This window comes from Streptomyces sp. NPDC127177 (assembly GCF_042672475.1).
GTDB lineage: Bacteria > Actinomycetota > Actinomycetes > Streptomycetales > Streptomycetaceae > Streptomyces.
In genome coordinates this window covers 1-20,215 of the sequence record NZ_JBHXUW010000009.1, presented here as the reverse complement: position 1 = coordinate 20,215, position 20,215 = coordinate 1, and the positions used below count along the sequence as shown (strand labels likewise).

Annotated in this window: 19 protein-coding genes; 9 read left to right on the top strand and 10 right to left on the bottom strand. The window is 71.9% G+C overall.

All coding sequences use genetic code 11. The features are described 5' to 3' along the window. Window positions 1-242 precede the first annotated feature (242 nt). From ACFVJX_RS08440 to ACFVJX_RS08430, 3 genes are all read right to left on the bottom strand, one after another. Window positions 243-1,133 (bottom strand): SDR family NAD(P)-dependent oxidoreductase, encoded by an 891-nt coding sequence (locus ACFVJX_RS08440; RefSeq protein ID WP_384122290.1) that lies wholly within the window; start codon window positions 1,131-1,133, stop codon window positions 243-245. A gap of 172 nt (window positions 1,134-1,305) precedes the next feature. Next, complete coding sequence (locus ACFVJX_RS08435; RefSeq protein WP_384122292.1) at window positions 1,306-1,878, bottom strand: TetR/AcrR family transcriptional regulator; 573 nt, start codon at window positions 1,876-1,878, stop codon at window positions 1,306-1,308. A gap of 135 nt (window positions 1,879-2,013) precedes the next feature. Then, complete coding sequence (locus tag ACFVJX_RS08430) at window positions 2,014-3,453, bottom strand: dihydrolipoyl dehydrogenase family protein (protein WP_384122295.1); 1,440 nt, start codon at window positions 3,451-3,453, stop codon at window positions 2,014-2,016. A 117-nt stretch (window positions 3,454-3,570) separates the two neighbouring features. Here ACFVJX_RS08430 and trxA point away from each other — a divergent pair, with 117 nt between their 5' ends. Beyond that, complete coding sequence (gene trxA, locus ACFVJX_RS08425; protein ID WP_384122297.1) at window positions 3,571-3,954, top strand: thioredoxin; 384 nt, start codon at window positions 3,571-3,573, stop codon at window positions 3,952-3,954. Window positions 3,955-4,030: 76 nt separating this feature from the next. Here trxA and ACFVJX_RS08420 read toward each other — a convergent pair whose 3' ends face one another. Both ACFVJX_RS08420 and ACFVJX_RS08415 read right to left on the bottom strand, forming a co-directional pair. Then, window positions 4,031-4,318 (bottom strand): hypothetical protein, encoded by a 288-nt coding sequence (locus tag ACFVJX_RS08420; RefSeq protein ID WP_384122298.1) that lies wholly within the window; start codon window positions 4,316-4,318, stop codon window positions 4,031-4,033. Between the two features lie 58 nt (window positions 4,319-4,376). After that, window positions 4,377-5,396 carry a LacI family DNA-binding transcriptional regulator gene (locus tag ACFVJX_RS08415; protein ID WP_384122300.1) on the bottom strand — a complete coding sequence of 340 codons (1,020 nt, stop codon included), beginning with the start codon at window positions 5,394-5,396 and terminating at the stop codon, window positions 4,377-4,379. A 110-nt stretch (window positions 5,397-5,506) separates the two neighbouring features. On the opposite strand from ACFVJX_RS08415, the gene ACFVJX_RS08410 reads away from it, so the two are divergent. After that, on the top strand, window positions 5,507-5,974 hold the full coding sequence (locus ACFVJX_RS08410; RefSeq protein ID WP_384122303.1) for a type II toxin-antitoxin system PemK/MazF family toxin: 468 nt from the start codon (window positions 5,507-5,509) through the stop codon (window positions 5,972-5,974). 100 nt (window positions 5,975-6,074) lie between these two features. Here the strand turns inward: ACFVJX_RS08410 and ACFVJX_RS08405 are convergent, their stop codons facing one another. Continuing rightward, on the bottom strand, window positions 6,075-6,929 hold the full coding sequence (locus tag ACFVJX_RS08405) for a TIGR02452 family protein (protein WP_384122305.1): 855 nt from the start codon (window positions 6,927-6,929) through the stop codon (window positions 6,075-6,077). Between the two features lie 148 nt (window positions 6,930-7,077). On the opposite strand from ACFVJX_RS08405, the gene egtA reads away from it, so the two are divergent. The 4 genes from egtA to egtD are packed head-to-tail and all read left to right on the top strand — an operon-like array spanning window position 7,078 to window position 11,469. Then, on the top strand, window positions 7,078-8,394 hold the full coding sequence (gene egtA, locus ACFVJX_RS08400; RefSeq protein WP_384122308.1) for an ergothioneine biosynthesis glutamate--cysteine ligase EgtA: 1,317 nt from the start codon (window positions 7,078-7,080) through the stop codon (window positions 8,392-8,394). Beyond that, window positions 8,391-9,755: an ergothioneine biosynthesis protein EgtB gene (gene egtB, locus ACFVJX_RS08395; protein ID WP_384122309.1), complete on the top strand. Its 1,365-nt coding sequence runs from the start codon at window positions 8,391-8,393 to the stop codon at window positions 9,753-9,755. Before egtA ends, egtB begins: the two co-directional genes overlap by 4 nt. Beyond that, complete coding sequence (gene egtC, locus ACFVJX_RS08390) at window positions 9,755-10,510, top strand: ergothioneine biosynthesis protein EgtC (RefSeq protein WP_384122311.1); 756 nt, start codon at window positions 9,755-9,757, stop codon at window positions 10,508-10,510. The genes egtB and egtC overlap by 1 nt, the downstream gene beginning before the upstream one ends. Next, window positions 10,507-11,469, top strand: coding sequence for an L-histidine N(alpha)-methyltransferase (egtD, locus tag ACFVJX_RS08385; protein ID WP_384122314.1), 963 nt, complete (start codon window positions 10,507-10,509; stop codon window positions 11,467-11,469). The genes egtC and egtD overlap by 4 nt, the downstream gene beginning before the upstream one ends. On the opposite strand, the gene ACFVJX_RS08380 is transcribed toward egtD, so the two are convergent. From ACFVJX_RS08380 to ACFVJX_RS08370, 3 genes are all read right to left on the bottom strand, one after another. Continuing rightward, on the bottom strand, window positions 11,412-12,284 hold the full coding sequence (locus tag ACFVJX_RS08380; protein ID WP_384122317.1) for a lysophospholipid acyltransferase family protein: 873 nt from the start codon (window positions 12,282-12,284) through the stop codon (window positions 11,412-11,414). The two genes, egtD and ACFVJX_RS08380, sit on opposite strands and share 58 nt — an antisense overlap. After that, window positions 12,281-13,135: a GNAT family N-acetyltransferase gene (locus tag ACFVJX_RS08375; protein ID WP_384122320.1), complete on the bottom strand. Its 855-nt coding sequence runs from the start codon at window positions 13,133-13,135 to the stop codon at window positions 12,281-12,283. Before ACFVJX_RS08375 ends, ACFVJX_RS08380 begins: the two co-directional genes overlap by 4 nt. 189 nt (window positions 13,136-13,324) lie before the next feature. Continuing rightward, a complete protein-coding gene (locus ACFVJX_RS08370) occupies window positions 13,325-14,581 on the bottom strand; it encodes an extracellular solute-binding protein (protein ID WP_384122322.1) in 1,257 nt (418 codons plus the stop codon). Between the two features lie 199 nt (window positions 14,582-14,780). Between ACFVJX_RS08370 and ACFVJX_RS08365 the strand changes: the two genes are divergently transcribed. After that, on the top strand, window positions 14,781-14,996 hold the full coding sequence (locus ACFVJX_RS08365; protein WP_384122324.1) for a dodecin: 216 nt from the start codon (window positions 14,781-14,783) through the stop codon (window positions 14,994-14,996). 19 nt (window positions 14,997-15,015) lie between these two features. Here the strand turns inward: ACFVJX_RS08365 and ACFVJX_RS08360 are convergent, their stop codons facing one another. Further along, a complete protein-coding gene (locus ACFVJX_RS08360; protein ID WP_384122327.1) occupies window positions 15,016-15,504 on the bottom strand; it encodes a hypothetical protein in 489 nt (162 codons plus the stop codon). 157 nt (window positions 15,505-15,661) lie between these two features. Here ACFVJX_RS08360 and ACFVJX_RS08355 point away from each other — a divergent pair, with 157 nt between their 5' ends. Next, on the top strand, window positions 15,662-18,082 hold the full coding sequence (locus tag ACFVJX_RS08355; RefSeq protein WP_384122329.1) for an ABC transporter: 2,421 nt from the start codon (window positions 15,662-15,664) through the stop codon (window positions 18,080-18,082). A gap of 247 nt (window positions 18,083-18,329) precedes the next feature. Then, on the top strand, window positions 18,330-20,099 hold the full coding sequence (locus tag ACFVJX_RS08350) for a glycosyl hydrolase family 18 protein (RefSeq protein ID WP_384122331.1): 1,770 nt from the start codon (window positions 18,330-18,332) through the stop codon (window positions 20,097-20,099). Window positions 20,100-20,215: the final 116 nt, after the last annotated feature.

Below are 20,215 nucleotides of genomic sequence, written 5' to 3'. Positions count from 1 at the left end.
CCACACCTCCCCGACCCCCCCCGACAGCACCCCCCCCCGCCCGCACCCCTCCCCCCCCGGGCGCCTCCCGTCCCCCCGCCCGGGCGGGGCCGGCCGGGCCCCCACCGGCCGTTTGCCACGTCCGGAGCAGAGCGCCGGACAGTGCGGCAGCCGGTCAGTGCCGCAGCCGGTCAGTGCTGCTCTTTCCGGCCGGCACCGACGCGGGCCGGCTAGACCGGGCGAAGTGACGGCCGGCCGCCGCCTCACCGCCCGGGAACACCCCGCCCGTCGTGCAGCGGCGCCAGCCTCCGGCTGAGCGCCAGCACGCTGTCGATGATCCGGGGGTCGGCGGCACCCCGGAAGAGCGGGACGGGCCGGGCCTCGGGTCCGATGAGCAGGCCCGTCCGCCCGTCGAGCGATGGGTCGGTGGCGGCGAACACGGAAGACCTGGCGGCCACCGAGGCGGGCCCCGCGGTGGAGCGCTCGAAGGTGCGACGCACCAGCGGCCACAGCAGCCGCAGCGGGGGCGAGACGATCTTGGGTGATGTCATGGTGCCGTCGGTCATGCCGGTGGCGGCGCCGCCCGGGTCGGCGGCGAAGACCGTCACACCGGTGCCGCGCAGGCGTTCGGCGAGGTGCTGGGTGTAGGCGAGGTGTGCGAGCTTGGCCCGGCCGTACCAGTGGAAGCCGTAGTAGCCGCCCGGCGGTTCCACCGCGTCGAAGGTGCGCTTGGCGGCCCTGACCGCCCCCGAGGTGACGTTCACGATCCTGGCCTCCGGCTGGAGTTGGCCGAGCAGCAGCTCGGTCAGCAGATAGGGCGAGAGGTGGTTCACGGCGAACGACGCCTCGATGCCGTCGTCGGTCCGCTGCCGCTCGGCGAACATCGCGCCGACGTTGTTGACCAGCACACCGAGCGGACCCTCGGCCGCCAGCCGCGTTGCCAGGGCGCGGACCTGGCCGAGCGACGCCAGGTCGGCGGCGACGAATCGCGGGGTGGCCCCATCCGCGACCGCCGCGATCTCCTCGACGGCGTTCGCGCCCCGCCCGGCGTCGCGACCCACCACCGTGACGGCGAAGCCCTGCCGCGCGAGCCCCTTCGCCGTCTGCAGGCCGATGCCTCCGGTACCCGCTGTCACCACTGCTCGCCGGCCCATGACCACCCCTCCACCGTTCCACAATCGGATAGCTATCCGATTAGACGCGAGCACGCTAACACACACGGATAGCTATCCGTTTACAGCGGGCGGGTGCCGGAAGAGGGTGAACGAAGAAGGAAGAAGGAAGAAGGGTGAAGAAGAGGAGAGAAGGGGAGAGGGCGGGCCGTCGTCAGCGCGGCCGGCGCAGCCCTGCCAGCAGTACGTCGAGGTAGAGGTCCCTGACTCCGCCGTCGCCCGAGCGCACCGCGTGCCCCACGCCGCACAGCAGACGGCGCACGTCCTCGGCCTCGATGCCGCTGCGGGTCGCGCCGCTCAGCCGGGCGCTGTCCAGCAGACCCGCGACCGTCCGGTCCAGCTCGGCCTTCATCTCCGCGGTCTGTGCCCCGAAGTCGCCCGCGGACTCCAGCACGGCCGCGAAGTCGGGGTCGTCGAGCATGCGGTGGAGGGCGAAGCGCAGCAGCCGCCGCAGACCCGTGAGCGGGTCCCCGTCGGCTGCCGCCGCCTGTGCTTCCTCGACCAGTTCCCGGAAGCCCTCCGCCGAGAGCGCCTCCACCAGCGCATGGCGGTTCGGGAAGTGCCGGTAGACCGTCCCCACCCCCACCCCGGCGAGCCGGGCGACGGCGTTCAGCTGAAGCGAGTTGTCACCCGCGGCCAGTTGCGTGCGGGCAACCTGGAGGATCCGGGCGCGATTACGGGCCGCATCGGCCCTCAGCTCCTTCTCCTGCCCCGCTCGCGGTGTCACCACCCCAGCATAGACAGCCGGCCACGGCTCGTTGATCACCGTGCGGGGGAGCCCGCCACGGCTCGTTGATCACCGTGCGGGGGAGCCCGCCACGGCTCGTTGATCACCGTGCGGGGGCGGTCCCCCGGTCCTTCCTCAGCCCCGGTACGTCTCCAGCAGCCTCAGCCAGATCTCGCTGATCGTCGGGTAGGCGGGGACCGCGTGCCAGAGCCGCTCGATGGGGACCTCGGCCGCGACCGCGATCGTCGCCGAGTGCAGCAGTTCGCCGATGCCGGGGCCCACGAAGGTGACGCCGAGCAGGATCTCCCGGTCGAGGTCGACGATCATCCGGGCCCGGCCACGGTAGCCGTCCGCGTACAGTCCGGAGCCCGCCACGGCCCCGAGGTCGTGGTCGACGGCCCGGACCCGGTGACCCGCCTGCTCCGCCTCGGCGAGGGTGAGGCCGACCGAGGCGGCCTCCGGGTCGGTGAAGACGACCTGGGGAACGGCCGCGTGATCGGCGGTGGCGGCGTGGGCACCCCAGCGGTCGGTCTCCAGCAGCGGAACGCCCTGGGCCCGTGCGGCGATCGCCGCCCCGGCGATGCGCGCCTGGTACTTGCCCTGGTGGGTCAGGAGCGCCCGGTGGTTGACGTCGCCGACGGCGTAGAGCCAGCCGGTGCCCTCGACCCGGCAGCTGTCGTCCACCGTGAGCCAGGACCCGGGCTTCAGGTGCACCGTCTCCAGTCCCAGGTCGTCCGTGCGCGGGGCGCGGCCGGTGGCGAAGAGGATCTCGTCGGCCTCGATGGATTCGCCGTTGTCCAGCTCGACGGTGACAGGTCCGTCCTGGGCCGGGCGCCGCACCGAGGTGACGGACACGCCCGTACGGACGTCGGTCCCGGCGTCGGCCAGCGCCTGAGCGACGAGCTCGCCGGCGAACGGCTCCATCCGGGGCAGCAGACCCTTGCCGCGGACCAGCATGGTGACCTCGGCGCCCAGGGCGCCCCACACGGTGGCCATCTCCACGCCGACCACTCCCCCGCCGACGACGGCGAGCCGGCCCGGCACTTCCTTGGCGCTCGTCGCCTCGCGGCTCGTCCACGGGCGCGCGTCGGCGATTCCCGGCAGATCGGGCACCACGGCCCGGGTTCCGGTGCAGACCGCGACGGCGTGCCGGGCGGTCAGCCGGTGCTCGGTGCCGTCGGGTGCCGTGACGGAGACCGTCTTCGTTCCGGCGAGTCTGCCGGTGCCCCGGTAGATGTCCGCGCCGATGCCCTCCAGCCAGGCCAGCTGGCCGTCGTCCTTCCAGTGGGACGCGTACTCGTCTCGATGGGCGAGGACGGCTGCGGTGTCCAGCGGTCCCTGCACGGATGCGCTGAGACCGGGGACGCTGCGCGCGTCGGCGCGGGCGACGACCGGGCGCAGCAGGGCCTTGCTCGGCATGCAGGCCCAGTACGAGCACTCACCACCGATGAGCTCGGATTCCACGATCGCGGCGCTCAGCCCGGCGGACCGGGCCCGGTCCGCCACGTTCTCACCCACCGGACCTGCACCGATGACCACGACGTCGTACTCGACAGGCTCCACAGCATGTGTCATGAGGACCATTTTGGTCATGGGTGTGCGCGGCGGCCACATGGGCAGGCGGAATAGTGCAAACACAGGCACCGTTGTCCGGGGACACGTCCGCACGGGCAGAGGAAGAGGTAGCAGAGCATGAGCACCGTAGAGCTCACCAAGGAAAACTTCGATCAGGTCGTCAGCGACAACGAGTTCGTCCTGATCGACTTCTGGGCTTCCTGGTGCGGCCCGTGTCGGCAGTTCGCCCCGGTCTACGACTCGGCGTCCGAGCGCCACGAGGACCTGGTCTTCGCCAAGGTCGACACGGAGGCGCAGCAGGAGCTGGCCGCGGCGTTCGAGATCCGGTCGATCCCGACGCTCATGATCGTCCGGGACAACGTGGCGGTCTTCTCGCAGCCGGGCGCACTGCCCGAGGCCGCGCTGGAGGACGTCATCGGCCAGGCCCGGAAGCTGGACATGGACGAGGTCCGCAAGTCCATCGAGGAGCAGCAGAAGGGCCAGCAGACGGAGCAGCAGTAGCGTCTCGCGGATGCGCGGGAACGCGTCGGGGCCCGGCCGTTGTCGGCCGGGCCCCGAGTGTTTCCGGCGGGCGGTCTCAGCCGTCCGTGTGCTTCTCCGAGATCCGGACCGAGAGCCCGTAGTCGAGTTCGGAGCCGTCGACCAGGAGTGCCTCGACGGTGTGTGTCGCCGGGTCGATGTCGGCCACCATGCCGTCTCCGGCGTAGCGGGGGTAGCCCGTCTCGCCGGTGGCGCCTGTCGCGTCCACGACCGCCGAGCGGATGGCGCTCCCGGGGCCCGGGGTGGTGGAGTCGTCGGCGTCGGAGCCCTTGGTGTCGGTGAACTCGGGGACCAGCAGGATCTCGTAACTCTGCGGATGGCTCATGGTCACGACGCTAGGCAAGGGAGGTCCGCCTCGCACGTTGCCGCGCTGGCGGGCCGGCTCAGCTCGATTCCCGGTGGACGGCGCGGGCCCGCAGCAGATCGTGCCGCTCCGGTTCCCTTCCGGGGTGGCGTACCAGGCGGTCGACCAGGTCGGCGAGCGGCTGCACGGTGTCCAGCCCCATCCGTACGCTGCTGAGTCTGGGCCGCAGAAGCCTCCCCAGCATCAGATCGTCGGCGCCCATGACGGCGGTTTCGCCGGGTACCTCGATGCCCGCGTCCTGCAGCGCCCGCATCAGGAGCATCGCGTAGAGGTCGTCGTAGGCGAAGACGGCGTCCAGGCCGAGCGTGCGCCAGCGGGCGGCGAGCGCGGCGGCCGACTCCTCGCTCCGGCACAGCGGCAGTGGCTCGATCCGGGCGGCGCCGGCGGCGGCCTGCCGGGCACCGGTGAGCCGGGACCCGGCGAACAGCGCCAGTCCGGGTTCGTCGGGCATGACCACACCGATCCGGCGCCTGCCGCGCTCGATCAGATGCTGGACCGCACAGTCGCCGACCCGACGCTGGTCCATGATCAGGGCGTGGGCGCCCGCCACCGGCTGCTGCCCGAGCGTGATCACTGCCTTTGCTCCGGAGCGTCGCAGGACGGCTATGCCCTGCGGGGCGAGGGGGACCGAGCCGGGTGCGATGACGGCGACGGGCCGGAGCTCGGCCCAGGCGCGGGCCGCCTCGTCGGCGTCGAGCCCGAGGGAGCCGTACTGGACCACGGTGTACTCGAGGCGGCGCAGTCCTGATTCCAGGTCGTGCAGGAAGCGGTGGTGCAGGGGCCCCGACGGGAAGTTCCCGGTGGGCAGCAGCACCATGCGGGAGTGCCCGGCGCGCAGGCTCCGGGCGGCGGCGTGCGGGACGTAGCCGAGTTCGGCGGCCGCCTCCCGCACCCGGCGGCGCGTCGGATCGCTGATCCGTACGGCCGTGTTGTTGTTCAGTACGTACGACACGGTGGCCCGGGACACCCCGGCGAGTCGCGCCACATCGGCGCTGGTCGGGACGGGGCCTTCGGCGGGCTGCTCGGGTAACTGGCTCATGGCGTCGGGCAGTCTTACAGACCTGTGTGGTACGGAAACGCTCCGGCCCCCGTACCCCGTTGCGCGGACCCGCTCCACACTTGGGGCCGCGCAGGTCCTACGGTGTTGCGATGACCATCCAGCACCGCACCGACATCAATGACGGCTCGACCGACTTCCCCGGCCGCACCGGGCCGGGAGCCACCGCCCAGGCCGACCCCCGGGACGTTGGCCCGGTCCGCACCTCGTACGCCCCCGACCGGGACGGCGACCCCGATCCCGGCGAAATCGTCTGGACCTGGGTGCCGTTCGAGGAGAACGACGGGCGCGGCAAGGACCGTCCGGTTCTCGTCGTGGCACGTGAGGCGGCGGGCACGCTGCTCGCCGTGCAGCTCTCCAGCAAGCAGCACGACCAGGACCGCGAGTGGGTGGCTCTGGGCGCCGGCCCCTGGGACAGCTCGGGCCGTCCGTCCTGGGTCGATCTGGACCGGGTGCTGCGGGTGCACGACGACGGGATGCGGCGTGAGGCCTGTGCCCTGGACCGGGAGAGGTTCGACCTGGTCGCCGGGCGGCTGCGGGAGCTCTACGGCTGGAAGTGACGGCCGCCCCGGCCCGTCACTTCCATGGGTGCTCCCGTGCGACGGTGACGGGCCGCGGACCCGAACGGCCCAGGCCTGCCGGGCCGGGTGACGTCGAAGCCTATGGCTCAACGTCAGGGTTACGGTCGCCCTTCGCTCCGAACGCGCGGTCGAATGCGGCTCTGGTGGGCGATGCGCCGTCTCGGTCGAGGATGCCGAAGACGACCTGCTCGAAGTGGCCCGCGAACCGGCCGCCGTCGGTGAGCAGGGCGCGGAACACGCCCGCCACCTCGGCCGGATCGCACTGGAACACTCCGCAGCCCCAGGCGCCCAGCACCAGCCTGCGGTAACCGCGCACCGCCGCGACCTCCAGCACCCTTTCGGCCCGCGAGGCGAGGGCCGCCCGGATGAGGTGCGCCGACTCGGGGGCGGTGCGGCGGATCACCCCGGCGTTGGGCGCCGGCGAGGTGAGGAACCCCGCCGTGTACGGGATTTCGAGCAGTCTGCCCCGGTCGTCGCGGAAGACCGGTACGCCCGGTGAGTGGATGACCCGGTCGGTGTAGAAGGCGCTGCGTTCGGCACGGTGGTGTGCGTAGTACTCGGGGGCCCGCCGAAGGGTGGCGTAGAGCGCGGAGCCGCGGCACAGGGCCTCCTCCTGCGCCTGGGCCCCGTTGAGGTATCCACCGCCCGGGTTGCGGGCGGAGGCGTAGTTCAGGACGGCGACCCTGACCGGTCGTCCGCCGGTCAGCCGGGCGGCCGCCTGCAGGCTGCTCTCGCCGGTGACCTCGATGACCGGGGTGCGGTCGTGGTCCAGCGCGGCGACCGGCACCGGTTCGGGGCCGTACAGCCTGGTGCCCGAGAGAGCGGCCGCCAGCGCCCGTTCGATGCTGACCTCCCGCCCCTGGGGCGTGCGGTAGAAGCCCGCCTCGACGATGGCCTCGGTCTCTCGCGCGATCCCGCGCAGCCGGGCGCTCACCGGCCCTCCCCCTTATGGTGCATACGGGGCATGATCGACGCCCCCGCGGTTGTGACGCAACCGAATTTCCGACGCACAGGGGCACCCTTGTGCGAACTCCCCGCAGGGGTTTGGGTAGGACGGACGCACCGGAAGAAGGAGGCCCGGAATGTCACCCGACACACCCGGCGGCCACGGTCCGCACGGTTCCGCCCCGCCCCTCGGCGAGGGCACCGCGGAGGATCTGCTGCGCGGCATATGTTTCAAGACGGGACCGCCGCGCATCGTGGGCGTCGAGCTCGAATGGCTCCTGCACGACCGTGAGAACCCGCGCAGTCCCGTCCCGCACCATCGGCTCGAAGCGGCTGCGACCGCCGTCCGGGCCCTGCCGCTCAACGCGGCCATCACCTTCGAACCCGGCGGTCAGCTGGAGCTCAGCTCGCGCCCCGCCGAGTCCCTCATGGCGTGTGTCAACGACACCGCCGCCGACCTCGTCGCCGTACGTGACGTGCTCGCCCGCCTGGATCTCGCTCCCGTCGGATTCGGCGTCGATCCCTGGCACTCACCTCGCAGGCTGCTGCGCGAGCCCCGCTACGACGCCATGGAGACCGCACTCGACCGGTGGGGTCCGGCCGGCCGCGCCATGATGTGCACGACCGCGTCCGTCCAGGTCTGCCTGGACGCCGGGGAGGAGGAGCCCGGCCCGCTCGGTTACGGGCGGCGCTGGCAGCTGGTGCACCTGCTGGGTGCGGTGCTGGTGGCGGCGTTCGCCAACTCGCCGTTCCGGCTGGGCAGACCCACGCCGTGGCGGTCGACACGGCAGTCCCTCTGGGCCGACCTCGACCCGCTGCGCACACTGGCCCCCGACGGCCGGCTGCCGGCCCGCGACGCCTGGGCCTCGTACGTCCTGGACACGCCCGTCCTGTGCATCCGTGGCGACGCGGGGCCGTGGGCCGTGCCCGAGGGGCTCAGCTTCCGCGACTGGATCCGCGGCGGCCTGCCGCGGCGCCCGGTCCAGGCCGATCTGGACTACCACATCACCACGCTGTTCCCGCCGGTCCGTCCGCGCGGGCACCTGGAGCTGCGCATGATCGACGCGCAGTCCGGTGACGACGGGTGGCTCGTGCCGCTCGCGGTCACCACTGCCCTGTTCGACGACCCGGAGGCGGCCGAGACCGTGTACCGGGCGGTCAAACCGCTGGCCGAGACCGCGGGCCCGCTGGCCGCCCCGCGCAACCCGCTCTGGCTCGCCGCCGCCCGTGACGGGCTCACCGATCCCGAGCTGCGGGTGGCGGCAGCCGCGTGCTTCGAACTGGCCCTGGAGGCGCTCCCCCGGATGGGCGCGTCCCGGGCGGTGCAGGACGCGGTGGCAGCCTTCCACGACCGTTATGTCGCGCGGGGCCGATGTCCCGCCGACGATCTACGGGGGCTGCTCGCGCCGGACCGCGCGGACGGCCGGAACGATCTGAAGGGGACCTTCTCATGACCGACTCCCCCGCACCTTCGACGAACGGGCCGCAGGTCCCGGACGCCGGGCACGACCGGACCCTGGACCCCGAGGTGCTCCGTGAGCGCGCCATCGCCGCGCTCCTCACCGCACGTGCACGCACCACGCTCCTCACCGACAGCGTGGACGACCACGAACTGACCGCCCAGCACTCCCCGTTGATGTCGCCTCTGGTCTGGGACCTGGCGCACATCGGAAACCAGGAAGAGCTGTGGCTGCTGCGCGGCGTCGCCGGGCGCGAGGCGATGCGCCCGGAGATCGACGGACTCTACGACGCCTTCGAGCACCCCCGAGCCGCCCGGCCCTCCCTGCCCCTGCTGGCCCCGGCCGAGGCCCGCTCGTACGCCTCCGAGGTGCGCGGCCGGGCCCTGGACGTGCTCGGTTCGACACCGCTCGGCGGACGTCCGCTACTGCGGTCCGCCTTCGCCTTCGGGATGATCGCGCAGCACGAACAGCAGCATGACGAAACCATGCTGATCACCCATCAGCTCCGTTCGGGTCCGGCCGCGCTCAGCGCACCTGAGCCGCCGCGCGCCACGGACGCCGCCGCGCTCCCCGCCGAAGTGCTGGTGCCTGGCGGCCCGTTCATCATGGGTACCTCCACCGAACCGTGGGCCCTCGACAACGAACGCCCCGCGCACCGCCGCGAGGTACCCGCGTTCTTCGTCGACACCGCCCCCGTGACCTGCGGGGCCTATCGGGCGTTCATCGAGGACGGCGGCTACGCCGAGCAGCGCTGGTGGGCGCCCGAGGGATGGGCGATGGTCCGTGAGCACGAACTGACGGCGCCGCTGTTCTGGCGCCGGGACGCCGGTCAGTGGCTGCGCCGCCGCTTCGGCGTGAGCGAACCGGTGCCGGATGACGAGCCGGTACTGCATGTCAGCTGGTACGAGGCGGACGCGTACGCCCGCTGGGCGGGACGCAGGCTGCCCACCGAGGCGGAGTGGGAGAAGGCGGCCCGCCACGATCCCGGCTCCGGCCGCTCCCGACGCTATCCGTGGGGCGACGAGGACCCGACGCCGGAGCGTGCCAATCTGGGTCAGCGCCACCTCCGGCCCGCCCCGGCCGGGGCGTACGCGGCCGGCCGGTCGCCCTCCGGCGCGGGGCAGTTGATCGGCGACGTGTGGGAGTGGACGTCGAGCGACTTCCTGCCCTACCCGGGCTTCGCGCCGTTCCCGTACCGCGAGTACTCGGAGGTGTTCTTCGGCCCCGGGCACAAGGTGCTGCGCGGCGGGTCCTTCGCGGTCGACGCGGTGGCCTGCCGGGGTACGTTCCGCAACTGGGACCTGCCGGTCCGCCGGCAGATCTTCTCCGGGTTCCGCACCGCGAGGGATGCCTGATGTGCCGTCATATCGCCTACGTCGGAACATCGATACCCCTGGGTGAGGTGCTGACTCGGCCCGGCCACTCGTTGGTCCGGCAGTCCTGGGAGCCACGCCGGCAGCGGCACGGGACCGTCAACGCCGACGGTTTCGGCGTCGGCTGGTACGCGGACGGGGACCCGGTCCCCGGACGATACCGGCGGCCGGGCCCCGTCTGGGGCGACGCCACCTTCGCCGATCTGGCCAGAGTGGTGCGCAGCCACGCCCTGCTCGCCGCGGTCAGGGACGCCACCGAGTTCGATCCGGACGGCGAGGCGGCGGCCGCGCCGTTCGCCGATGCCGGTGTGCTGTTCAGCCACAACGGCGCGGTGGCGGGCTGGCCCGGATCGCTGGCGCCGCTCGCCGGGACGCTCCCGGCGGCCGAGTTGCTGAGGCTCACGGCACGCTGCGACTCGGCGCTGATCTGGGCCCTGGTGCTGCACCGGCTCGCGGCGGGCGACGCGCTGCCGCAGGCCGTCGCAGACACCGTGCTGGAGGTCGCCGAGGCGGCGCCCGCCTCCCGGCTCAACCTGCTGCTCACCGACGGCACCACCATCGTGGCGACGGCCTGGGGGGACACCCTGTGGCACCTGTCCGAGCCCGGCCGCCACACGGTCGTGGCCTCGGAGCCCTACGACGACGATCCGCGCTGGAGCGAGGTCCCCGACCGCACTCTGCTGACGGCGACCCGCGACGATGTCCTGCTGACCCCGCTCAAGGAGCCCACCGAGTGAGTCCCTTCCTGCTGACCCGCACCCTGCCGGTGGACGCGACGGACGCGGCGCTGCGCGCCGACGTACTGCACGGTCTGACCCGGCAACCGAAGACGCTGCCGCCCAAGTGGTTCTACGACGCCCGCGGCAGTGAGCTGTTCGAGGAGATCACCCGGCTGCCCGAGTACTACCCCACCCGCGCCGAGCGGGAGATCCTGATCGACCGGGCCGGCGCGATCGCGCTCGCGTCCGGCGCCCGCACCCTGGTGGAACTGGGCTCGGGGTCCTCGGAGAAGACCCGGCACCTGCTCGACGCACTGCCGGAGCTGCACACCTATGTGCCGGTCGACGTGAGCGAGAGCGCGCTGCGCGGGGCGGCCGAGGCCCTGTTGGAGGAGCGGCCCGGCCTCTCCGTGCACGCGTTGATCGCCGACTTCACCGGCGAGCTGACGCTGCCCGAGACCCCGGGACCGCGACTGGTCGCCTTCCTCGGCGGCACGATCGGCAATCTGCTGCCGCAGGAGCGGGCCGCGTTCCTGGAATCGGTACGGTCCCTGCTCTCCCCCGGTGACAGCCTGCTGCTCGGCACAGATCTGGTGAAGGACGAGGAGGTGCTGGTGGCCGCGTACGACGACGCGGCCGGGGTGACGGCGGCCTTCAACCGGAACGTGCTGTCGGTCGTCGACCGGGAGCTCGGTGCGGATTTCGAGCCCGCCGACTTCGAGCACGTCGCCCGGTGGAATCCGGAGCAGGAGTGGATCGAGATGCGGCTGCGGACCCGCCGGGCGCTCACCGTGAAGATTCCGGAACTGGATCTGGTGGTGCCGTTCGAGGCCGGTGAGGAGATGCGGACCGAGGTGTCCGCGAAGTTCCGCAAGGACGGTGTACGGGAGGAACTGGGCCGGGCCGGGCTGAGGCTGGCTCAGTGGTGGACCGATTCGGCGGGCAGGTTCGCCCTGTCGCTGGCCACGGTGGACTGAGCCAGCTCGGCCAGCGCGCGGCGGCCGGGCACACTGCCCGCCGGGATCGGCGGCAGCACGCGGATCTCGGCGGTCAGCCCGGCCGCCCTTACCACCCTCCACAGTGAGGCGGTCAGCGGATCGTCACCGACGAAGGCCGCGGCGCCCGCCGGGGCGGGGCGCCCCGGCGGCCCGCCGCCCAGGTAGCGGATGCGCAGCGGCTGGACCGTGGCCCCGGCGTCGATCGCGGCCTGGAAAGCCGCGGGCCGGAACCTGCCGCCGGGTCCGCGACCGCACCAGGTACTGCCCTCGGGGAAGACCACGACCCGGGCACCGCCGCGCAGCGCCGAGGCGATGGCGTGCACGGTGGCGGGCAGCGCCCGCAGCCGCTCGCGTTCGACGAAGAGGGTGCCGCCGAGCGCCGCGAGGGGGCCGAGCAACGGCCACTGCCGGATGTCGCTCTTGGCCAGCATCCGGCCGGGACACACGGCCGCGGCGAGCGGGATGTCGAGCCAGGAGACGTGGTTCGCGACGACGAGTACACCCGGTCCTCCCTCACGTATGCCGCTCACCCCTCCCGGCACGGCCGGGAGGCCGGTGACCCGCACCCGTACCCCGAAGGCCCGGACCACCGCGTGCGCCCAGGAGCGGATCAGCCGCTCCCGGGCTGCCCGACGGGTCAGCGCGAGTGCCAGCGGGGCGCAGAGCGCTCCCGCGAGGGTCAGCGCGCATCCGGCCAGCAGCAGGGCCGCAGCGGGGACCGGATGCCGCGAAGGGCCCTCGTGTCCCGCGCAGCCGGGCGGGGTGCACGGGGAAGCGGGCAGCCAGTGGCTCACTGCTGCGGGGCGAGCGAGAGGAAGTGGCGCAGGTAGCGCGGGTCGGTGCCGCGCAGCGACAGCAGGACGTAGAGGTCGGCGACGTTGAATTCCGGGTCGTGGGCGGGCGCTCCGCAGACGCGGGCGCCGAGGCGCAGGTAGCCGCGCAGCAGGGGCGGGAGCGCGGAGAGTCCGGCGGGGCCGCCCGGGAGCGCGGCCGGGGCCTGCCAGAGGCGGTGCGGGGTGACCCAGTAGTCCTCGGGCGCCAGGTGCTTGTTCCGTACGGTCTCCCAGGCGTGGGCCGCTGCCGCGCCTCCGTCGGACAGGGGTATCGAGCAGCATCCGGCCAGCCAGTTGTGCCCGCTGCGCTGCATGTAGCGGGCGAGGCCGGCCCAGATCAGGGCGATGACGGCGCCGTCGCGGTGGGCCGGGTGGACGCAGGAGCGGCCGACCTCGACCAGGTCGTCGCGGATCGGGGCGAGCCGGGAGAGGTCGAACTCCCCCTCGGCGTAGAGGCGGCCTGCGATCCGGGCCCGGTCGGGCGGCAGGAGCCGGTAGGTGGCGACGATGTCGCCGGTGGCCACCTCACGGACCAGGAGGTGGTCGCAGTACGCGTCGAACGCGTCGCTGTCCAGGCCCGGTTCGGGGCCGTCCAGCCGGGCGCCGAACTCGGCGGCGAAGACCTGGTGGCGCAGGCGCTGGGCGGCGCGCACCTCCGCCTGGTCGACGGCGAGGGAGACCCGGTAACGCGGTGGGGCGGTGGGCCGGGCCTGCTGCGGGACCTCGGCGGCAGGGGCGGCGGGGGAAGGGGCAGCGGGGGAAGGGGCAGCGGGGGAAGGGGCAGCGGGGGTGGCGGTGGGCAGCGCATGCATGACGGACTCCGGGGACGGGTCGGCAAGGGCGGCTGCCGGGCCGCCGCGCAGGTGCGGTGACCCGGCTCCTTACTTCTTCCGTGACCGGCTGGATTCGACGTGTCCGCCATGGAGAGCCGGGATGTGCGACGGCTGAATCCCGCGGTGCGGGGCCGCCGAGTGACGGTTCCGCTGCCCGCGAGTGCCGGTTCAGCTGCCGGCGAGTGCCGCCGTGATCTTCTCCGATGCGGTCTTCGCCTCCCGCGCCGGGTCACCGCCCTGCAGGACCGCCGTCATGTAGAGCTTGATCGGGTTGTCGGCCTCGACCTCGGCCCACTGCGGCGAGTTGGGTGTGGCGTGGCCCCGGGCGGCGCCCTCGGCCATCGCGGCGGTGCTCTCCTCGCCCTCGATGACATGGGCGAGGGTGGTCTTGTTGGGCACGTAGCTCATGGTCTTGGCCAGGACCTCCTGCCACTTCGCGCCGGCCAGTTCCTTGACGACGTCGATGCCGGCGCTCCGCTGGTGCGCCTCCTCCGGAACGATCAGATCGGAGCCGCCGGTGAATACCGAACCGGGGTTCTTCGAGGTCTTCCCCGGGATCGGGAAGTAGCCCAGCTTTCCCTTGAGTTCGGGGTTCGCCTTCTCGATCAGCGTCGCCGTACCGGGGGTGGAGATGATCTGCGCGACATTCCCGTCGGCGAACACATTCGCCTGCGGGGGCTTTTCCTCGTCGGCGTCCTTAGGGCCTTCGCCCAGCGCCTGGAGCTTCCCGTAGAACTCCATCCCCTTGAGGGCGGCGGCGGAGTCGAGGGCGCCCTGCCAGTCGCCGCCCTTCTCGTCGGCGAGTTCTCCGCCCTCGTCCCAGATGAACCCGGCCAGTACGTACCAGTTCTGGCCGGGCAGATACATGCCCTGATTGCCGTCTTGATTCAGCTTCTCGCTGTCGGATATCCACGCGTCGCGCGTCTTCGGCGGGGTTTTTATGCCCGCCTGCTCGAAGAGGTCCTTGTTGTAGATCACCACTCGGTTCGCCGCGTACCAGGGGATTCCGTACTGGACGCCGCCGATGCTGCCCGGTTCGGCGAGACCGGGCAGCCAGTCCTCGCTGCCGAGGTCACGCATCGACTCGAGGGTGAGATCGCGCAGGCCGCCGATCTGCGCGTACTGGGCGACCTGGGTGTTACCGACCTCGATGACGTCGGGGGTGTCCTTGCCGCCGAGTGCGTCGATGACCTTGGGTCCGATGCCGCCCCACTCCTGGATTTTGAACTCCAGTTCGACCGAGGAGTGCGTCTCTTCGTACGACTTCTTGAAGCGGTCCAGGAAGTCGGATGTGACGCTGTCCTTCATCAGCCAGATCGTGACTTTCTTGCTGCCCGAGCCGTCCGAACCGGGGATCATCCCGCACCCGCCCAGCGCGGCGACGGACATCAGGGCAACGGCTCCGACGAGCATGCGGTTCTTCACTGGGTCACCTTCTGCGAAACGGCAGGACAAGATCAGGACCCGGTGTGGGGGACTGCGGGCTGCGCTCGCACGGGCGTGGCTGGATTTTGGTATGGACCAATCGTCTGGTCAAGGCGGCTTCCGGCCAAGAACCACGCCACGAACGCTCGCGAACCTTGCCGAGTTGGGGCACCTTGGTAGAGGCGAGAGGAGACATAACATGTCTAATCACACGTATCGGGTCACCGAGATCGTAGGAACCTCCCATGAGGGCATTGACGCGGCCATCCGCAACGGCGTCACGAGGGCTTCGGAAACGTTGCACAATCTCGACTGGTTCGAGATCACGCAGGTGCGTGGGCAGATCGTGGACGGCCGGATCGAGCACTACCAGGTGGGCCTGAAAGTGGGCTTCCGGCTCGACGAGAAGGGCTGAGGGTTCCGGACCGGCCCGGTCAGGTACGACCCTGCCGCTCCTGTGCGTCCCTCAGCGCGGGCGACACCTGCGCCCAGCGGGCCCGCACCACGGTGAATCCGGCCAGTTCGGCCGCGTCGCAGACCAGCTCGTCGTCGTCGACCAGCATCCGCACCTCACGCTGCCGGGCCAGCCGTTGCAGGAGCTCCAGCTTGGTCCGCCGGGCCGGCCGGCGGTCGTCGTTACGGCGCATGTGCAGCCGCCCCTCGGGCAGGCCGTGCCGGGCCAGCCAGGCCGAGGTGGCCTCGCGGCAGCGTTCCGGGCGGCCGGTGAGGTAGGTGACCTCGCACTCCTGGGCACTGCTCAGCGCCAGCCGTACGCCTTCGGCCAGCGGCGGGTCGTCCGCGGCGGCGTTGAAGAAACCGGCCCAGTCGCGCCGCGCTCCTTCCAGGAAGTGCCGGCGGTGGGCGGTGTCCGCGAGTGTGCCGTCCAGATCGAATACGGCCAGCGGCCGGGCGTCGTCTCTCATGGCCCCAGCAAACCAAGGCCGCAGGAATCCCGGTGACCCGGCACGGCGCGAACCGTCGCGCCGAGCGCCCTCGGAGCGCCGCCGTCACGCACCGAAGCCTAGAATCAGACTGTTTGTCCTGGCCGGCCCGCCCCGAACCGTATGGAGCCCCTCCCCCATGCCCACCCCCCACGATCCGTACGTCAGGGTCCGCGGCGCCCGCGAGCACAACCTCCAGGACGTCCGGGTCGACATCCCGCGCGACACCCTCACCGTGTTCACGGGCGTCTCGGGCTCAGGGAAGTCCTCGCTGGCCTTCGGGACGATCTACGCGGAGGCCCAGCGCCGCTATTTCGAGTCCGTCGCGCCGTACGCCCGGCGGCTGATCCACCAGGTCGGCGCACCCGCCGTGGGCGAGATCACCGGGCTGCCGCCGGCCGTCTCGCTGGAGCAGCGCAGATCTGCGCCGGGCGCCCGCTCCTCCGTCGGCACGGTGACCACGCTGTCCAACTCGCTGCGGATGCTGTTCTCCCGGGCCGGGACGTATCCGGAGGGCGCCGAACGGCTGGACTCGGACTCCTTCTCGCCGAACACCGCAGCGGGGGCCTGTCCGCGGTGTCACGGTCTCGGCCGGGTGCACCGCACGACCGAGGAACTGCTGGTCCCCGATCCGTCGCTTTCGATCAGGGACGGCGCGATCGCCGCCTGGCCGGGGGCCTGGCAGGGCAAGAACCTGCGCGACGTGCTGGACGCCCTGGGCCATGACGTCGACCGGCCGTGGCGCGAGCTGGACCCGGCGGACCGGGAGTGGATCCTGTTCACCGACGAGCAGCCGGTGGTGACCGTCCATCCGGTGCGCGATGCAGGACGCATCCAACGCCCTTACCAGGGTACGTACATGAGCGCACGCCGCTATGTGATGCATACGTTCGCCGACACCAAGAGCCGTGCGCTGCGGGCGAAGGCCGAGCGTTTTCTGACGAGTGAGCCGTGTCCGGTCTGCGGCGGCGGCCGGCTGCGGCCGGAGGCCATGGCGGTCACCTTCGCCGGCCGGACGATCGCGGAGCTGGCCGGGCTCCCGCTCAGTGGGCTCGCCGAGGTGCTGACGGCAGCCGGTGGCGGTGACACGGCCCGGGTGCTGACGGCCGATCTGCTGGCCCGCATCGAGACGGTCACCGAGCTGGGCCTCGGCTACCTCAGCCTGGACCGCACCGCTCCGACGCTCTCCTCCGGCGAGCTGCAACGACTGCGGCTGGCCACGCAGTTGCGGTCGGGTCTGTTCGGTGTCGTCTATGTGTTGGACGAGCCGTCCGCCGGCCTGCACCCGGCGGACACCGAGGCGCTGCTCGCGGTGCTCGGCCGGCTGAAGGAGGCCGGGAACACGGTCTTCGTAGTGGAGCATCAGATGGATGTGGTGCGGCAGGCCGACTGGCTGGTCGACGTGGGGCCGCTGGCCGGTGAGCACGGCGGGCGGGTGCTGCACAGCGGACCGCCGGCCGGTCTCGCCGATGTCGGGGAGTCGGCGACGCGCCGCTTCCTCTTCGACGAGGCGCCCGCCCCCGCGCGGGAGGTCCGCGCCCCGTCCGGCTGGCTCCGGCTGCACGGTGTGGAGCGGCACAACGTGCACGGCGTGGACGCCTCCTTCCCGCTCGGGGTGTTCACGGCCGTCACGGGGGTCTCCGGTTCGGGCAAGTCGACGCTGGTGGGGCAGGTACTGGCGGACGTGCTGGCCGACCGGCGGGCCCCGGACGAGGAGGAGCCGCGGGAGCGGCCGGTGCCCGGGTGCGCCCGGGCCGAGGGGCTCGACGCGGTGGACCGCCTCGTGCAGGTCGACCAGAGGCCCATCGGCCGCACGCCCCGTTCCAACCTGGCCACGTACACCGGGCTCTTCGACGTCGTGCGCAAGCTGTTCGCCGAGACCGGGACGGCGCGGGAACGCGGCTACCGGGCCGGGCGGTTCTCCTTCAACGTGACGGGCGGACGGTGCGAGACCTGCCAGGGCGAGGGGTTCGTCTCCGTGGAGCTGCTCTTCCTGCCCAGCACGTACGCGCCCTGCCCGGACTGCCATGGTGCGCGGTACAACCCGGAGACCCTCGAAGTCACCCTGCGCGGGCTGAACATCGCCCAGGTGCTGGATCTGACGGTGGAGTCGGCTGCCGGTTTCTTCGCCGGCACTCCCGGCGCCGAACGCAGCCTGCGGACCCTGCTGGACGTGGGCCTGGGCTATCTTCGGCTCGGCCAGCCGGCGACGGAGCTGTCCGGCGGCGAGGCGCAGCGGATCAAGCTGGCGGCGGAACTCCAGCGCGCCCGCCGGGGCCGCACCCTCTACCTGCTCGACGAGCCGACGACGGGACTGCATCCGGCCGATGTCGAGGTACTGATGCGGCAGTTGCACGGGCTGGTCGACGCGGGCAGCACCGTGGTGGTCGTGGAGCACGACATGGCGGTGGTCGCGGGCGCCGACTGGGTGATCGACCTCGGTCCGGGCGGCGGCGACCGGGGCGGGCGGATCGTGGCGGCGGGGCCGCCCATGGACGTGGCCGACACGAAGGGCAGCCGGACGGCGGCGTACCTCCGGGCCGCACTCCACCTGGACTGACCATTCAGTCATACCCAACTCCCCCATTTGCCCTACGTGTTGCCGGTTCGGTCCGGCAAAGGGAAATGAAACAGTAAAGAACGTTGACAGTTAGCTGGTCCATACCAATTATGGGCATGCCCCGCGACGTCCACTCGCCGCGCGGCATGTGACCCCGGCCGGGACTCACAGGAACGGACCGCGCCCCTCACCGGGCGCGGCAGAGCCGTGCGATCCGCCCGTTGCCCCACTCCGCCGGGAGTCACCCATGAGACGTCCAAGAACAGTCGGCGCCGTCCTCTGCGCCCTGGCCACCGCGATCGCGTCCGCCGGTCTGGTCCTCGGATCAGGCGCCGGCGCACAGGCCGCCGCCACCGCCGCGACGCCACTGCCCGCACATGTCTTCGCCCCGTACTTCGAAGCGTGGAACGGGGACAGCCCGGCCGCGCTCTCGCAGGCGTCCGGCGCCAAGTACCTGACCATGGCCTTCATCCAGACCGAGTCGCACGGTTCCTGCACCCCGTACTGGAACGGCGATGCGGGCACGCCCATCGCCCAGTCCGAGTTCGGCGCCGACTTCACCACGATCCGTTCGCGCGGCGGCGATGTGATCCCGTCGTTCGGCGGCTACACGGCCGACAACGAAGCCACCGAGATCGCCGACAGTTGCACGGACGTCGACTCCATCGCCGCGGCGTACGAGAAGGTCATCACGACCTACGACGTGTCCCGCCTCGACATGGACATCGAGGACAACTCGCTGGAGAACAGCGCCGGGATCGACCGCCGCAACAAGGCGATCAAGAAGGTCCAGGACTGGGCCGCGGCCGACGGGCGCCCGGTGCAGATCTCGTACACCCTGCCCACCACCACGCGGGGCCTGGCCGACAGCGGTCTCGCGGTGCTGCGGAACGCGGTGTCCAACGGCGCGAGGGTCGATGTCGTCAACCTCATGACGTTCGACTACTACGACGGCGCCTCGCACAACATGGCACAGGACACCCAGACCTCGATCACGGGTCTCAAGGGCCAGTTGGCCGCCCTGTATCCGTCCAAGGGCGAGGCGCAGCTGTGGGGCATGACCGGCATCATCGAGATGCCCGGCATCGACGACTACGGGCCGGCCGAGACGTTCACCACGGCCGACGCCCCCGCGGTCTACGACTGGGCCGCCTCCAAGGGCGTGAGCACGCTGTCGTTCTGGGCGCTGCAGCGCGACAACGGCGGCTGCCCCGGCACCGGTGGCAGTGACACCTGCTCCGGCATCGCGCAGGACACCTGGTTCTTCAGCCACACGTTCGCGCCCTTCACCACCGGTGGCGGCACGGGTCCGGTGACGGACGACTACTCGGTCGCGGTCGCGCCGGGTTCGGCGACGCTCGCGCCGGGAGGTTCGGCCACGGCGACCGTGAGCACCTCGGTCACCTCCGGCAGCGCCAGGACCGTCGCCCTGACCGCGAGCGGGGCACCGGCGGGTGTGACAGCCGCGCTCAGCCCGGCCGCGGTCACCGCGGGCGGCACGTCGAAGCTCACGGTCACCGCCTCGGCCTCCGCGGCGCCGGGGACGTACCGGATCGATGTGACCGGAGCCTCGGGCGCGCTCAGCCACGCGGCGGCCTTCAACCTGACGGTCTCCGGCCCCGGGAGCGGGACCGGATCGCTGGTGAACGGCGACTTCGAGTCGGGTTCGCTCTCCCCCTGGACCTGTGAGTCCGGCGGCTCGGTCGTCTCCACCCCGGTGCACGGCGGTTCGCACGCACTCGCCGCTGTGGCCACCTCCTCGGGGACCGGCGAGTGCTCGCAGGCACTCACCCTGTCCCCCGACACCGAGTACACCCTCAGCGGCTGGGTGCGGGGAAGCTACGGCTACCTCGGCGTCAAGGGCGGCGCCACGGCGAGCACCTGGGGTTCGTCGAGCGGATACGCCAAGCAGTCGGTCTCCTTCACCACCGGGTCGAGCGGGGCGGTGACGGTCTATCTGCACGGCTGGTACGGGCAGGGCACGGTCTACGGTGACGACCTCTCCGTGACTTCCTGACCGACGGTGCGACAGAGCCCCGGGGGGGGGGGGGGGGGGGGGCCGGGGCGCCGGGGCCCCCCGCGGGGGCGGGGTGGTTTAAAAAAAAAAAAAAACACCCAACAAAACAACAACAC